Annotated in this window: 12 protein-coding genes and 1 tRNA gene; 5 read left to right on the forward strand and 8 right to left on the reverse strand. The window is 58.4% G+C overall.

Annotated features, from left to right (window positions below; all coding sequences use genetic code 11):
- Positions 1-137: 137 nt before the first annotated feature.
- Positions 138-1172 (forward strand): helix-turn-helix transcriptional regulator, encoded by a 1035-nt coding sequence (locus tag AC1AWD_RS06390; RefSeq protein WP_476564819.1) that lies wholly within the window; start codon positions 138-140, stop codon positions 1170-1172.
- A gap of 154 nt (positions 1173-1326) precedes the next feature.
- Positions 1327-2415, forward strand: coding sequence for a class II fructose-bisphosphate aldolase (gene fbaA, locus AC1AWD_RS06395; RefSeq protein ID WP_476564820.1), 1089 nt, complete (start codon positions 1327-1329; stop codon positions 2413-2415).
- 131 nt (positions 2416-2546) lie between these two features.
- Here the strand turns inward: fbaA and htpX are convergent, their stop codons facing one another.
- The 5 genes from htpX to AC1AWD_RS06420 form a co-directional block, all read right to left on the reverse strand.
- The gene (gene htpX / locus AC1AWD_RS06400; protein WP_476564821.1) at positions 2547-3491 is read right to left on the reverse strand and encodes a zinc metalloprotease HtpX; all 945 of its coding nucleotides are present in this window, start codon (positions 3489-3491) and stop codon (positions 2547-2549) included.
- A 185-nt stretch (positions 3492-3676) separates the two neighbouring features.
- A complete protein-coding gene (locus AC1AWD_RS06405) occupies positions 3677-3799 on the reverse strand; it encodes a hypothetical protein (RefSeq protein WP_476564823.1) in 123 nt (40 codons plus the stop codon).
- Positions 3800-4072: 273 nt separating this feature from the next.
- Positions 4073-5518 carry an FAD-dependent oxidoreductase gene (locus AC1AWD_RS06410; RefSeq protein WP_476564825.1) on the reverse strand — a complete coding sequence of 482 codons (1446 nt, stop codon included), beginning with the start codon at positions 5516-5518 and terminating at the stop codon, positions 4073-4075.
- Positions 5519-5637: 119 nt separating this feature from the next.
- Positions 5638-7746, reverse strand: coding sequence for a heavy metal translocating P-type ATPase (locus AC1AWD_RS06415; protein ID WP_476564826.1), 2109 nt, complete (start codon positions 7744-7746; stop codon positions 5638-5640).
- A gap of 373 nt (positions 7747-8119) precedes the next feature.
- Positions 8120-9985: a S1C family serine protease gene (locus AC1AWD_RS06420; RefSeq protein WP_476564827.1), complete on the reverse strand. Its 1866-nt coding sequence runs from the start codon at positions 9983-9985 to the stop codon at positions 8120-8122.
- A gap of 260 nt (positions 9986-10245) precedes the next feature.
- Between AC1AWD_RS06420 and tgt the strand changes: the two genes are divergently transcribed.
- The 3 genes from tgt to AC1AWD_RS06435 all read left to right on the forward strand — a co-directional run bounded on the left by tgt (position 10246) and on the right by AC1AWD_RS06435 (position 12560).
- On the forward strand, positions 10246-11547 hold the full coding sequence (gene tgt / locus AC1AWD_RS06425; RefSeq protein ID WP_476564828.1) for a tRNA guanosine(34) transglycosylase Tgt: 1302 nt from the start codon (positions 10246-10248) through the stop codon (positions 11545-11547).
- Positions 11548-11600: 53 nt separating this feature from the next.
- Positions 11601-12350, forward strand: a complete 750-nt coding sequence (locus tag AC1AWD_RS06430) for a nitroreductase family protein (RefSeq protein WP_476564829.1) — start codon at positions 11601-11603, stop codon at positions 12348-12350.
- 124 nt (positions 12351-12474) lie between these two features.
- Positions 12475-12560, forward strand: a tRNA-Leu gene (locus AC1AWD_RS06435).
- A gap of 368 nt (positions 12561-12928) precedes the next feature.
- Here the strand turns inward: AC1AWD_RS06435 and AC1AWD_RS06440 are convergent.
- The 3 genes from AC1AWD_RS06440 to AC1AWD_RS06450 form a co-directional block, all read right to left on the reverse strand.
- Positions 12929-13183 carry a hypothetical protein gene (locus AC1AWD_RS06440; protein ID WP_476564830.1) on the reverse strand — a complete coding sequence of 85 codons (255 nt, stop codon included), beginning with the start codon at positions 13181-13183 and terminating at the stop codon, positions 12929-12931.
- Positions 13184-13220: 37 nt separating this feature from the next.
- Positions 13221-14168: a DMT family transporter gene (locus AC1AWD_RS06445; protein WP_476564990.1), complete on the reverse strand. Its 948-nt coding sequence runs from the start codon at positions 14166-14168 to the stop codon at positions 13221-13223.
- A gap of 330 nt (positions 14169-14498) precedes the next feature.
- Complete coding sequence (locus AC1AWD_RS06450; protein ID WP_476564992.1) at positions 14499-15581, reverse strand: alpha/beta fold hydrolase; 1083 nt, start codon at positions 15579-15581, stop codon at positions 14499-14501.
- Between the last annotated feature and the right edge of the window lie 99 nt (positions 15582-15680).

Genomic DNA, 15680 nt, shown 5'->3' on the forward strand with positions numbered 1-15680 from the left:
ACCGTTGGTTGCGGGAAATACCGGTCGCTTTTTGCCGAAGCAACCAAAAGATGATGGCATGCAACCACACATCTGATGCAAGCTGAAGCTCTCCGATTGTATGCGAAGATGAAATCAGCGAAGGTCAGGTGATCGTGATGAGTTTCAGAGAGAATCTGCAGTATTTGCGCGGCTCCCGCAATATGACGCAGGAGCAGTTGGCGATGTTGCTGGGCGTATCCCGTCAGGCGATTTCCAAGTGGGAGTCGGAAAAGGCGTATCCGGAAATGGATAAATTGCTGATGATGTGCGATCTGTTCGGATGCACGCTGGACGATTTGGTGATGGGTGACGTACGGCATCCCTCGTCACCTGCGATGCAGGCCGCCGCCGTGAACGGAACGGCCACCGCGGACGATATGGCAGACTTCGGAGGATTGCCGGCAGCCGCGCCGATTTCGTCGGAGACATCAAGGACACAGTGCCGCCCGCAGGATGTCGTCGGCTATGACGAGCACATGCGTCGCTTTGCCTGGCAGATCGCGACCGGCGTGGCACTGATCATCGTCGGCTTAGGCGTGGGGCTGTTGTTCGACGGCAACGATTTTCCATTGTTCCTGTCCCTCATCATCGGCGTGGTGGCAGGCCTCTCGTTTTTGATTCCGGGCGGCCTGGCACACGGCGAATTCGTTCGGAGGCATCCGTATATCGAGGATTTCTATCAAGCCGAAGACCGTATGAAAGGCGTGCATGAGCTTGCGATTGGTATAGTGGCCGGCATCGCCTTGATTTTGGTCGGCCTGTCCGCATTGATATATTCCGACGAGGTGCTTGCGGCGAAGGACGGATGGTCGGTAGGCATGATGCTGTTGTTCGTTGCGGCGGGTGTGTTTTGCCTCGTACTGTTCGGCATGCGATATGGCCGTTTCAACATCGCCGAATACAATCATGAGGCGGAACAGGAGCGCGACGCCCAGTCACAGGAATATCAGCGCGACAGGTACGGCAAGACCAACGAAGCGGTGTGCGGCATCATCATGATGCTCGCCACCATCATCGGACTGTCGATGCTGTTCATCGGCAAATCCCAACTGTTTTGGCTGGCCTGGCCCATCGGTGGAATCCTGTGCAGCATCGTCTCCCTGATCATGAAGATTCTGCGCGCGTGGCATGACGACGATCATGAACATTGACCAACAGGCCGCGGCACCGTTCATGCCATACCATGCCGACGCCGATTCGTCGACTGCCATGAATCGGGGCGTCGTCCAATCCGCGTAACCAACATCACACCCACATGCGGCGGTTCTGTCTGCGGCACGGGCGTCATAGCGAGATAATGGAAACATGACAATCGCAACCCCTGAACGTTATGCCGAAATGCTTGATGCCGCCCGCCATGGCGGTTATGCCTATCCCGCCATCAACGTGACGAGCACGCAGACGCTGAATGCTGCTTTGCAGGGGTTCGCCGAGGCTGAATCCGATGGCATCATCCAGGTTTCCGTCGGCGGCTCCGCGTATTTTTCCGGCAAGACCGTGAACGATCGCGTTACCGGATCGCTTGCTTTCGCGGCGTTCGCACATGAAGTCGCCGCGCAATATCCGAATATCACCGTCGCCTTGCATACCGACCATTGCGCGAAACAATATCTGGACAAATGGGTGCGTCCGCTGCTCGCGTATGAGGCGGATCAGGTGAAGCATGGACAGGAGCCGACGTTCCAATCGCATATGTGGGACGGTTCGACCGTGCCATTGGAGGAAAATCTGAACATCGCCGAGGAGCTGCTGGAAAAATCCGTGAAAACGCATACCGTGCTGGAAATCGAAATCGGCGCGGTCGGCGGCGAAGAGGACGGACACCGGGCGGAAATCAACGAGAAACTATATTCAACACCCGCCGACGGCGTGCGTGTGGCCGAGCGTCTGGGCTTGGGCGAACACGGCCGTTATATGGCAGCGTTCACGTTCGGCAATGTGCATGGCTCATACAAGCCAGGAGTCGTGCAGCTACGACCGAAGCTGCTACACGACATTCAGCATGAAGTGTGGCAGGCCGCACATGATGGCCGTCTTAAGTCGGTGGGAGCCTCAGCCGTTTCCACCTGTTCGCTGCCTGACATCCCCGAAGGCAAGCCATTTGCGCTGGTATTCCACGGCGGCTCCGGATCGACGCCGGAAGAAATCGCGGAAGCTGTTTCGTACGGCGTGGTCAAGATGAACATCGATACTGATACGCAGTACGCGTTTTCGCGCGCGATTGCGGGGCATATGTTCCGCAACTATGACGCTGTGCTGAAGATCGACGGAGAAGTCGGTGACAAGAAGCTGTATGATCCACGCTCATGGGGCCGCGAGGCTGAGGATGCGATGGCCGCCCGCGTGGTCGAGGCGTGCGTGCAGCTGGGATCCGCCGGCAAGGCGCTCAAGTAGGCGGCACCGACTCTCCCTTTCGCAATACCCACCGGATTTTAACGTTTCCCACCCCGGCGATCCCCCATTTCCGATCCCCCATTCCGTTACAACCACATGGTTATTACGAAATGTGAGGCGATATTGGGATTTCAGTATTGAATTTGATTGGGGAAGCTGGTGTCGACGCCTTGGGCCCGCATTTCCTGACTCATCTGCATGAGGCGGGCGATGCGATCTTCGGTCGGCGGGTGTGTGGAAAACAGCTTTGACAGGCCCACTGAAGAGAATGGGTTGGCGATCATGAGAGCTGCAGCAGCCTGCGTGCCTGCGGTTTTCGGCATGTGATTAACTTGCGCGCCGTACGCGATTTTATTCAGCGCGGATGCCAACGCCTCCGGATCTCTCGTCAGACGGCTCCCGTCTTCATCGGCATCATATTCGCGCGTACGCGAAATAGCCATTTGAATCAGCGATGCCGCAATCGGAGCCAGAATCACACTCAGCAGCACGCCGACCAATCCAAGACCTCCGGCGGCACCATCGCGCGAATCCCGTGAATCACGACCACCACCCGAATACAGCAGCGCATATCCCAAGTACGAAATAACCGTTGCCAATGCGGAAGCCACCGCCGACGTCAGAATATCGCGGTTGTACACATGCATCAGTTCATGGCCGAGCACGCCGCGGATTTCACGCTCATTCAACAATTGCAGTATGCCTTGCGTGCAGCAGACCGCCGCGTGACGCTCGTTGCGACCCGTCGCAAACGCATTCGGACTCATCGTCGGCGCGACATAGATGCGGGGCATCGGCTTGCCGGCCTTCGCGCTCAACTCACGCACAATGCCATATAGCACAGGCGCCTCATGCTCGCCGACAGGGCGGGCATGCATCGATGCGATCGTGATGCGATCGGAAAACCAGTAAGACAAAAACGTAGCGCCTACGCCAATCAACAGGTACAGGCCCAACATTCCACGTTGCGCGCCGGTAGCCCACCAAATCAGCATGATGACGGCCCACATCAACGCAAACAGCAACGTCGTCTTCAGGCCATTGCAGTGGCCGTGCACGCGCAGTTTTCCATCCATACGGCCAGCCTAAACGGGCTGTCTGAAATTTTACTGGACATCAGCCGAAGAAGAAAGTTTCACGTGAAACCTCGCATGGGCGCCCCCCTATCGGCGAACATGGTGGGCATCGCAGAACGTATCACATGTCAGAGGTATGAATATCATCCAGCACCATCACCAGATCGGACAACAATGAATACTCATCACACGCGTCGGACAACACCGCCAACGACCAGCAGCACAACCACCAATACGGAAATCAACGTAATGATCATGCGATGCCGGCGCATTGCAATCACCGCATGGTAGCCACTCCCCTCCATCATCACATGGCGCCCGCCCACAGCATTCCCCCGCTATGCCTTCGACGACGTCGGCCTCAGACCGGGAAACTCATCGATGGGGTCGAAAACGGGAGACATTGTGATGCCGGTCCTTTCAAAAAAATGCAGTCAGTCGCGTCTCTTCTCAAACAAGAGCCGAGGTCACAGGCATTGCATGCCCGCGAACCTCGGCGAAATATGAGAATCATCTGCTCAATAGATGCAAGACCACCGGTCAGACGGGATGAACATCCACCGTCCTTGGACGGTCGCTAATCAGGCGTGCGCCAAAGCGCGCATCTGATCGGGCTCGATGACCTTCTTGTGCTCACGGCCTTCCTTCGCCCCCTCGGCGCGTTCGAAAGCGTCGATCTTCTTCCACCCGGCGAAGTCGATCGGTTTGACGCCGCGTTCCGCCAGCAAGCGGTCGATGGATTCCGGATCGCGATCCTCAGCCACGCGGCCGCCTTCGGCGGCCTTCGAAAGATCTTCGAGCATGTTGGTCACGATCATCAGGGCGTCGGATTTGGTCGAACCGATTAGGCCGACCGGCCCGCGCTTCGCCCAACCGGTGGCGTACAGGCGTTCACGCACATCGCCGCCTTCGGCTTCGGTCGTGATGCGTCCATCACCATTGGCATTGGCCAGATGCGCATGCTTCATGTCATAGGCGACGCCCGGCGCTTCAGCCGGCTGATAGCCAATCGCGTGATACACGGCCTGCACTGGATATTCCTCGAATTCACCAGTACGTGTCATATGGCCATCCGCAGAGGTTTCGGTCTTCTCCACGCGAATCGCGCACACCCTGCCATCCTCGCCCATCACTTCGACCGGAGCGGAATTAAAGTGAACATAATACTTGCGATTGGCCGGATTGCCTTCGAAATCGACGTCGCCATCGTCTTCCATGTCTTCGGCCATCTCGCGGATCGCAAACAGCTCTTCGACCATCTGACGGGTCAACTTATCCTTGCCGGCCTCCTCGATGGTGTCGTCATCCAATTCGAAATCGTCTTCGTTGATGATCAGCTGCACGCCCGGCAGCTTCTCCATTTCACGCAATTCCTGCACGGAGAACTTGGCCTGAGCCACGCCACGGCGAATGAACAGATGCAGCACGCGGGCCTTGTTCGCCCTGATGCCTTCGTACACATTATCCGGAATGTCGGTTCGGGCCTTCAGATCGTCAGCGTTGCGCATGAGTTCGCGCGCCACGTCCATGGCAACGTTACCGCCACCGATGACGGCGACTTCTTCGGCCTCCAGCGGCCATTCGCGGGCGCCGGTCGGATACCCGTCATACCATTCGACGAATTTCGCGGCACCGTACACGCCATCCAGATCAGCGCCCGGCAGTCCAAGCGGCTTGTCTTCGACCGCGCCGGTGGCGAACAGCACCGCATCATAGCGGGCAAGCAACTCGTCCAGCGTCACATCCTTGCCGAATTCCACGTCGCAATACAGGTGGATGTTCGGATTGTCGAGCGTCTTTTCCAGCGCGTCGGCAATGAATTTAATGGACGGATGATCCGGAGCGACACCGTAACGCACCAAACCGAACGGCACCGGCAATTTTTCGAACAGGTCGATACGGGCGCTTTCACCCAGGCCCAGCTCCGCACCGGTCTTCTTCAGCTGGCGCAGGAAAATGTCGGAGGAGTAGACGCCGGCCGGGCCAGCGCCGATTACAGCAATACGAAGTTCATTAGTCTCAGTCACGCTTTACAGGGTATCGCAAACCGGCGAATCGCGACAGAGGGGTGTATGGATTAGACGGCGACATCGGGGCGGCGCCGATGGGGCTCCGGCAGCCGCCGTCCAATCATCAGCGAATCCGCTTAATCCTTATCGATCAACGCGGTCAGCGCCCATAGAATCGACACTACGTCAATGGCTTCCTGCATGAACGCACCGGCCACCACCGGAATCAGATTGCAGGCGGCGGCGACCATGCACACCAACGCCAAGCCGAGGCCAAGGCAGACAGCCTGCAGCATCACGCGCTTCGTGCGGCGCGAAATGGAGATGGCCTTCGGCACGCAGGCGATATCGTCATTCATAATGATCACTTGCGCCGATTCGGACGCAGCTGTGGACGTGCCGTCGGTAATAGCCATGCCAATATCGGCCGCCGCCAACACGGGCGCGTCGTTCACACCATCGCCGACCATCATGGTGATGGCGCGGGTCAGTGATTCGCCGGTGAACTTCGATAGCAGACGATCCCACCACGGCACTTCGCGCTTTTCGAGCGAAGCATTGCGGACGATGGCCAGCTTACCTTCCGGCAGCAGTTCGGCGTTCACGTCGGTGATGCCGACTTCGTCCGCAATGATGCGGGCGGATGCCTCCTTGTCGCCAGTGACCATGGTCAGCTCGTTGACGCCCATTTCGCGCAGTTTGTTCAACGAGGAGACGGCATTGGCACGTGGCACGTCCTTCAATACGATGCGCGCGGCAAGACGGCCGTCGACGGCTACGAACGTGGCCATTTCGTCCGGCGCAAGCGCACCGAATATGTCGGTCGGCTTCAACGATTCCAACGGCACGGTGCTGCTGACATCCTCCATGACATAGGCGAAACGACCGACGCGCAGACGATGCCCGTTGACCTCACCGCCGACGCCCCTACCGGCATCTTCGACCACATCGCGCACGACCGGTGCGAGTCGGCCGCCGCCATCGACGCGCTTGGCCGCTTCAATACCGGCCGTGGCGATACCCTTGGCAAGGATATGCACGGAATACGTTTCGATGATGCCCGCCAGTTTCAGAATTTCGTCGGACGACATGCCGCTGGCGACGGCGGTTGACGACGACAGCGTCACGCTGGGTGTGTCCACGCGCACGACCTGCGGTTTTTTGACGGTGAGCGTACCGGTTTTGTCGAAGAAGATATGGTTAACGCGGCCGAGGAATTCCAACACCTCTTGCGTTTTGATGAGCACGCCAGCCTTGGCGAGGCGTCCTGTACCTGCGATGTAGGCAACAGGCGCCGCAATCAGCAACGGGCACGGGGTGGCCAGTACCAGCACTTGGGCGAAGCGCATGGAATCGCCGGAGACGAACCATGCGACACCCGCGATGACGAAGGAGATGACAGTGAACGGCACGGCGAGCAGGTCGGCGGTTTTGACGACTGCGGCGCGCGAATTCTGTGCGGACGACACCAATTCGAGGATGCGCTGGTACTGGGAGTCACAGGCCAATTCGGTGGCGCGCATGGTCAATGTCGCCGATCCATTGATGGCGCCGGACATAACGCGTGCACCGGCGTAGACTTCGCGCGGCACGGGTTCGCCATTGATGTTGCTCAGGTCGAGCGTGGCCGAATTGCTGAGCAATTCGCCATCGACGGGAACCGTTTCGCCGGGCAGCACGACAAGGACATCGCCGCATTTGACGCCTTCAACGGGAACAGTGTTGAAGTGTGATTGTTCCGCGAAGGATGATGCTTCCGATGACGTCGCTTCACGGAAACCGTCGGCGGCGACGCGGCGCGATGCGGGATCGTTGATGTTCTGCGGTCCGACGCCCGGCAGCGTGGCGACGTGCGCGATACGTGGCGCAGCTTCCAGCAAGGCGGTCAAATTGCGTTCCGCTTTGGAGTGCGCATATTCTTCAATGGCCTCGCCGGAGTAGATCATCAGCAGAACGGCCCAACTGGCCCAGTACTCCCGTACGGCGAGCGTGGCGAGGATGGCCACGACGGCAAGGATGTCAACGCCGAGATGACCGTGGCGGATATCATCGACTATGCCTCGAATGGTGTCGATGACCGTGTAGATGACCAGCAGGATGACGATCCACTGGCCCAGACTCGGATTGGCCTGCCAAGACAGTTCGCCCCACGGGCGGAAATCCCACCAGAACGCCAACGGCAATGCCGCAACAACGACAACCGGCAATAAGGGGACGAGTTTACAAAGAGCGATGATTTTTTTCATCGTTTCTCCTTACGTCGCAATCGGTATCGGCATATGAACCATTCATATGCCGGTGCTGCACTCACGCCTTGTTAGCCCATCGACGAATAGCTTCGCACGACACACGGCGTAAAGATCAACATCAATATTCAGTTATGGGTCTCATTATGCCATTGCACGGGAACTCCCGACATGCCGCTTGTACAGCGTGTCTTCGGCTGCCTCCGTGCAACAGGTCGAAACAGTATCAGATACGGCGGGTTTTTCATAACCGACACGCATGACGCCACACCCCGGCAACGGCAACGTGTGGGGGCCTGCACCGGACACACCGGATGCAGGCCCCCACACCATGCATGCGCTCATTCTGTAGCGCTTGTGATGGCGATATGCTTTACCACATGCCGAACGGATCGGACAGGCCGCCACCGTCCCAGCCGTCCCAACCATTGTCGTTCTGCCCGTTGCCATCGCTACCGCCGTTCTGGCCGTTGCCGTTGCCCTGATCGCTGTTGTCGTTGCTGGACGAGCTGCCGTTGACGGACGACTCCTCCTGATCCAACGTCACGTCCACGTCCATGGTCTTGCCGTCGCGTACGATGGTCAGCGTCACCTTGTCGCCAAGCGCCGCGGCACGAACGAATCCGAGCAGTGAATAGTTGTTGTTCACAGCGTTGCCATTGAACGCGACGATGGTGTCGTTGACCTTCAAACCGGCTTCATCGGCCGGGCCGCCGGACACGACCGCCGAGCCACCGGTGGATGGAGTGACGATCTGAGCGCCGCCACGGGTGACACCATCCGCCTCGACGGTGGCGCTGGTGATGGTCACGCCGAGAGCCACATGCTTGACGGAACCGTCCTTGATGATTTCATCGGCGACACGCTTGACCAGATTCGACGGAATGGCGAAACCGATGCCGATGGAGCCGGCGGTGCTGCTGGAGCTTGCCGTCGATGCGATGGACGAGTTAATGCCGATGACCTGGCCAGCGGCGTTAAAGGTCGGACCGCCGGAATTGCCCGGATTGATGGCCGCATCGAGCTGCACCGCGTTGGTGACGATTTCGTTGTTGTTGTCGTCGGTGACGGTGACGGGACGATTCAATGCGGAGACGATGCCGACGGTTGCGGTGTCGTCGTAGCCGAGCGGGTTGCCGATGGCCATGACGGATTCACCGACCGCCAAATTGTCGGAATCCGCGAATTCGACATTGGTCAGATCGCTTGGAGCGTCCTGCAGCTGGATTACCGCAAGGTCGGTGGTGGTGTCGGCGCCGACGACCTTTGCGGAATAAATCGTACCGTCGGCCAGCGTCACCTGAATGGTCTGAGCTCCGGAAATCACATGATTGTTCGTGACGATATGACCATCGGTGTCGAGGATTGCGCCGGAGCCAGCAGCAGTGCCTTCGCTGGTCGCCACTTGAATGGAGACAACAGCGGAGGACACCTTACTGGCCACCGAAGCCCAATCGACGGCGTCTCCGCTCTCTGCCTTGGCGGTACCGGATCCGGATTTATTCGACGAGATATTCGACAGGCTGTTGCTGGATGGGACGCTCACCCAGCCGTTGGTGATGGCGGCATATCCAACACCCAGGCATAATGCCGCGCTCACCAGAGCGGCGACCACACCGGTCGCCACGGAAACCGCCATCTTGCCCGGAGCCTTCGGCTGACCGGGCTGCGCCGGAGCGCCAGGCCAGCCACCCTGACCGTTGTGGCCGTTGGCCGCGCCCTGCTGCGGCGCGCCGAATGGGTTACCGGTTCCGTTGGCGCCGCCGTTCTGAGGCATACCAGCCGCCGGTCCAGCATCGAACATGCCACGATTCGGGTTGGCGAACGGGTTGCCGTTGCCCGTTTCATAGGGGTTGCGGCTCCCCTGCTGCTGGCCGGGCCGCCCGGCCTGGTGGCCCGAAGACAGCGGCGTTTGCATGGTCGGTGCGCCATTTGCGGCCCCCTGCTGATTGGGAGCGGTCGGAGCAGGGCCATATGCGCCATATTCCGGCGCCGGACGGTACAGCGGAGTCGTATTGGCGCTACCGCCATCATCCGTCGTCGGGGCTGCCGACACCACGGTCCGCTCCCCAGCCGCCGCGGAATAATCAGGCTTCGGCTCATCCGCATGCAGTTCGACGGTCGGCTGCGTATCAATCGGCTGTGCGACGGCAGCCTGCGCATCAGCCGGACGATCATCCTTCGGCTGCGACTGCCGAGCGCCGCCCTCAGCGTTCAAGCCATTATGTTCTTCAGCCATAATCCTGCTCCTTAAATCTTGCTACTGTTCGGCTCCGGCTGTCTGCCGCTTCCTCTGTACCGAACTTGCTATATATGAGTAAAAACACTCGTACTGGAAGTTTCCTGAATGTTTATTGGAAGAAATAGGCAAATATTCTTTTAGCTTGCATGATGATACGGCTCCGTCAATACGCCAATACATCGTATCCGGCGTAATACCGCCGACGCGGTGCGCCGCATTACCCGACGCAATACAGCGTTTCCAATACAGTGGAATACATGACCAGTCTTATCGAACATCCACGCGGCGTCGAACCAGGCAAGCCCGGCGACCGCAGCACATTCTCTTTCGAAACCATCACACGGCTCTCCGATTCCGCCGAGGGCAAAGGCCACGGCGGCGCACGCTACGGCCGCACCGGCATCATCCACACGCCGCACGGCGACATCCACACACCAGCCTTCGTGCCCGTGGCCACACAGGCGGCAATGAAGGCCGTACTGCCGGAAACCATGAAGGACATGGGTGCGCAATGCCTGCTGTCCAACGCATTCCACCTATACGAACGCCCCGGCGAAGATGTGCTTGACGCCGCCGGCGGCCTAAGCAAATTCATGAACTGGGACGGACCGACCTTCACCGATTCCGGCGGATTCCAAGTGCTCTCATTGGGCGCCGGCTTCAAAAAGACGCTAGCCATGGACGTCACTGGCATGAAATCCGACGACGTCATCGCCGAAGGCAAAGAACGCCTCGCCTTCGTCGACGAGGACGGCGTCACCTTCAAATCGCCGCTCAACGGCTCGATGCATCGATTCAGCGCCGAAATCTCCATGGGAATCCAACACAAGATCGGCGCGGACATCATGTTCGCCTTCGACGAGCTCACCACGCTCATGAACACGCGCCGATATCAGGAACAGTCCGTAGAGCGCACCTACCGCTGGGCGCAGCGCTGCGTCGCCGAGCATCAACGGCTGACCGAAGCACGCGTCGGCAAGCCGTATCAGGCGCTGTATGGCGTGGTACAGGGCGCGAATTATGAGGATCTGCGACGTCATGCAGCAGAACAGATTGCTTCGCTTGATTTCGACGGCGTCGGCATCGGCGGCGCCATGGAAAAGCGCATCATCGGCGACATCTGCGCCTGGATCTGCGACGCCATGCCGGAGAGCCGCCCGCGCCACGTGCTCGGCATCGCCGCAGTCGACGACATCTTCGCCTGCGTCGAAAACGGCGGCGACACCTTCGACTGCGTCGCCCCCGCCCGGTGCGGCCGCAACGGCGCCATCTTCACGCGTGACGGCCGCTACAACATCAAACGTGCGCAGTTCAAGACGGATTTCGGGCCGCTCGAGGAAGGCTGCACGTGCTACACGTGCACGCATTACACGCGAGCCTACGTCGACCACATGCTGCGCGCCCGCGAGATGAACGGATTCACGCTGGCGACGATTCACAACGAGCACTTCTTCATCAAACTGCTCGACGATATCCGCGCCTCGATCGACGGCGGGTACTTCGACGAATTCCGCGATGAGACGCTGGCCCGCTTCTATGCGAACGGATCGCGCGGCTGAATCCACGCAAGCGAAATCACATGCCGACACGACGCCGGTGAAAGGGAGGAAACATGGATTTGCTGGAGGCGATGGAAAAACGTCATGCAATCCGCATGTATACCGATGAGCCGGTGGACGCGTCGATTTTGGCGGCATTGCAGGATGAAATCGACGCCTGCAATGCCGCGTCCGGGCTGCATATTCAGATGATCGCCGAATTGGACGATGCGTTGCTGGGACTGAAGACGCATTACGGACGATTCAGCGGGGCGCACAATGCGATTGCGCTGATCGGCAGGGTCGGCGCTGACGGCACGGCTGCCTTGGAGGAAAAGGTCGGCTATTACGGTGAACGATTGGTGCTGCGCGCCGTACAGCTTGGGTTGGATACGTCGTGGGTGGTACTGGATGGCGCCGACACCGCGGCCGATGCCTGGTGGACACTGGATGATGGCGAATGCGCGGTCTGGTTCATCGTCTTCGGGCATGGCGCACGTGGCGGCACGAAACATCGCAGCAAGCCGATGGCTCAATTGTGCGCCATTGAGGACGATGCAGATGCAGCAAATGACACTGTTACGATTGACCCTTCGCTTGATGATGCCTCGATCGCCGCTGTGCCGGATTGGTTTCGCGCTGGCATGAACGCAGCAATGTTGGCGCCAACTTCGTTGAGCCAGCAGCCGTTCCTCCTTACACTACACAAGGATGGAACGGTGTCTGCCGAGGCAACGGAAGGATTATTCGCCCACGTCGGATTAGGATGCGCGAAATATCATTTCGAGATTGGCGCGGGAGTGAATAATTTCAGCTGGCGATAATCCGATTGAAGCTGCGCACATTATGATATTTGACTGGATGAATCTGCCAAATATAAAGCGACACGCCGTAACACGCCGCAATTTGCATTCCGCGTAAACCAGCTGTAAGTTATTCAACTGTTGCGCGAGCGTGGCGGAATGGTAGACGCGCTGTCTTCAGGTGGCAGTGAGTGTATGCTCGTGGGGGTTCAACTCCCCCCGCTCGCACCAGCGAAAAGGCCGGAACTTTCGGGTTCCGGCCTTTTTACTTTATTGAATTGCAACCGCTCCGCGACAGCGCAACAAAGGAAGGGACCGACAGTCAGGACCCGACATATCATGCGGCAGTGAGTGTCAGGACGGTTTTAAAACACACTTTTTGTCTATTAATCCCAATTGGTTTTATAACACCGCTAAGACGAAAAAGAAGCGACACGTCTGATTGCTCCAAAGATTCCAATAGCAAACACTCCGACGATGCGTTCGGCGCAATCGTCGAATTCGCTGCCGCTTATCCGTCTCACGTCACGATCATCAAACACGAAACGGCAATTACGAATCTCAGGGAGACCGCCGAAGTATTCGGCCGAGAGAACGGCCTACATCAGATTCATCTGGCATCGCCCGAAAACGTCAAAGAACATACCGGCTACGATATCGGCGTCGCCAGCCCACTGTTTTAAGGTATTCCCGTCTTCTTCGACCGTGCCCTGCTGCAGCATGACGTCGTCTACTGCGGCACAGCCGACCCCCACCACACGCTGCGCGTCGACCCCACTCTCTTGGAAGAGCACAACACCATCATCACTTACTTCGGCACCCCAACCGCATAAGACCGCCCCAGACGTCATCATCAGCAAAAGTGACCGCAGGAGAGCCAGCCGCCACTCCCTACCTCAAGATAAACACCATGACGATAATCATGGCGAAACCGACGAAGTCGGTGGGGAGGAATACGGTGCCGGTCCACCAGACTGCGGTCACAGTAGCCATCATCGGCTCGGTGGTGCCGACCATGGTGGCGCGCATCGAGCCGATGCGCATCACGCCAGCCATATATAGCCAGTATGCGCCAAACGTGCCGCCGATCACCGTGTACACCATCAAAGCAACGCCGAACGTGTCCAACGACGGCGCGCTCTCCCATGGGCGCACGATTGGCAACAGCACCAGACCGGAAATCATGAACATCACACCGTTGGCCACGAAATTGCCCCATTTGGCGATCAGTTTCGTTGGCACAATCGAAAGCGCAGCCGTGGCGAATGCATCTCCCAAACCCCACAGCAATCCCGGCAGAGGCAACTGCAGTGTGGTCAGATCGCCGCCGGTCGCAAGCAATACCGTTCCCGCAAACGCCAGCGCGATGCCAATCAGTTCGCGGCCTCCCGGCAATCGCCGACCACGCAAACACACGTATATCAGCACAAACACCAGGCTCAACGTCTGTAACACGGTCGCCGTCGCCGAATTCGTCCAATCAATTGCGGAAAGATACGTCACCTGCGTCATCAGCACGCATACCACCGCGCACATGATCATGTACGGGTAGCCGCGCACATCTTTGACGGCGCCGCGCAACGATCGCGGCGCGATGAACGCGGCGCACGCGCAAAACAGGATTCCTGCAAAAATTTGACGCACCGATGCAATCCACAGAGGGTCGGCGGCGTAATCATTCAGCAGGATTTTGGAAACGGTTGCGTTGGAACCCCATAAAATACCGCCGGCAGCGGTCAGCAGAATGCCGATGATGAGATCACGCGGCGACTTTTCCAAGGTGGCCTCATCTGTTACAACAGCGGCCTCCCGCGATGATTGCGTCTGTGACACCGACAAATCATCATCGGTTGGACGCCTGGTATTCTGCCATTTGCCTTGACTCGCGCGCTCCACTGCCACAGCCCGTCCTCTTCATGCCGTTCTTTTCACCCACGTATTCCACCGACATACTAATGGATGCTGTCAACGCCGCCGACGCCTAATTTCGGTCACACATGCTGGAAACAGCCACCAACACCAGCAAAAGTGACCGTTCTTGGGCCGGTTTTCGGTCACATTTGCTGAAGAAAACCATCCCTGCCAGCAGGTGTGACCGTTTTAAGGCCGGTTTTCGGTCAGATCTGCTGATGGGGTACGTCAGCACCAGCAAAAGTGGCCGCTGGAACGTTATTTCAGCGCAACGACGGCTTCCGGCGTATCGTAGAAAGCCAGAATTTCCTGCAAATACGGGGCGTATGTGCTATTGGGCATGGAGAAGATTTCGTGCAGCGAATCCGGGAAGCGACGCACTTGAATGCTGCCACCACCTTCGCGCACGCGTTCCGCGAAGCGGTTTTGCGGCGCGTTCAGCACCCACACGTCCTTTCCGGCCTGGAACAACATGATTGGCGTCTCGATTGCAGCGCAAGATTCAGGATTCAGCACAGCGCGGGAAAGCCGCAGGGACTGACGCACCCATTCGAATGTCGGCGAGAACATGCGATTTGCTTCATCGTCGAGTCGCAGCTGGTGATACCAGTGCATACGCGCTTCGGAGGCCGCTTCGTAGCCTTCGATATGGAATTCGGGGTCGAAGTCGCTCTGACCTGTCACTTTGCGGCGTCCAAATCCACAGGTGCAGACGATTTCGGCCAGGATACGAGCAAACCAGTTTGGGACGCCGGTTTGCGGCGCGATCATTGGAGCAGACAACACAGCCTTGTCGAAAAGAGTTGGATATTGTTCCAAGACAGCCGCGCCAATACCACCGCCCATGGAATGGCTGAATAGATTCAGCGGCCGCCCGTCCGCATATTGAAGCGCAATCGTGGACGCGAACTTGGCCGAATCGGCCACGTAACGCTTCCAATCGTCAATCCACACCAATCCGGGCGATTTCACATCGCGCGCGGAATGCCCGTGCCCGCGATGCTCCAAAATGCAAACCGAATATCCGGACAGTAGGAAATACCAGACCAACTCGCTATATTTCGGCGCGAATTCGGTGAAGCCGTGACTGATCACGACCGCCCCGCGGAAGACGCCCGATGCCTGCGGCTCGCATAGCGCATCGAATTTGGCAGCGTCATAGCACAGATAATGCAGGCGACCAGGGTTCACCAAAGCCGGCAAAGCCTCACCGGAAGCGTCCGCAGCAGCCGGCTCCATCCAACCTTCAACGCGGCAAGCATCCAGCGCCGGCAGCACATGCGCATGCATGTAACCGGCATAATCGGCGTACGACGCATCGTCAATCAGCGAAAAGTCCATCACTCCCCCATTGTTGCAGCGCAATATCAACATACCGCATACCAACATGGCCGGTCTGCGGCGGCATCCGATCCGCCACAAGCCGGCCATGCAAGCCAC

The organism is Bifidobacterium sp. LH_512, assembly GCF_056356435.1.

Coding starts and splice junctions, on each gene's coding strand:
- fbaA (WP_476564820.1), top strand. CDS start 1,327: ATGACAATCGCAACCCCTGAACGTTATGCCGAAATGCTTGATGCCGCC.
- AC1AWD_RS06440 (WP_476564830.1), bottom strand. CDS start 13,183: ATGATGACGTCTGGGGCGGTCTTATGCGGTTGGGGTGCCGAAGTAAGT.
- AC1AWD_RS06405 (WP_476564823.1), bottom strand. CDS start 3,799: ATGATGGAGGGGAGTGGCTACCATGCGGTGATTGCAATGCGCCGGCAT.
- AC1AWD_RS06430 (WP_476564829.1), top strand. CDS start 11,601: ATGGATTTGCTGGAGGCGATGGAAAAACGTCATGCAATCCGCATGTAT.
- AC1AWD_RS06415 (WP_476564826.1), bottom strand. CDS start 7,746: ATGAAAAAAATCATCGCTCTTTGTAAACTCGTCCCCTTATTGCCGGTT.
- htpX (WP_476564821.1), bottom strand. CDS start 3,491: ATGGATGGAAAACTGCGCGTGCACGGCCACTGCAATGGCCTGAAGACG.
- AC1AWD_RS06420 (WP_476564827.1), bottom strand. CDS start 9,985: ATGGCTGAAGAACATAATGGCTTGAACGCTGAGGGCGGCGCTCGGCAG.
- AC1AWD_RS06390 (WP_476564819.1), top strand. CDS start 138: ATGAGTTTCAGAGAGAATCTGCAGTATTTGCGCGGCTCCCGCAATATG.
- AC1AWD_RS06450 (WP_476564992.1), bottom strand. CDS start 15,581: ATGGACTTTTCGCTGATTGACGATGCGTCGTACGCCGATTATGCCGGT.
- tgt (WP_476564828.1), top strand. CDS start 10,246: ATGACCAGTCTTATCGAACATCCACGCGGCGTCGAACCAGGCAAGCCC.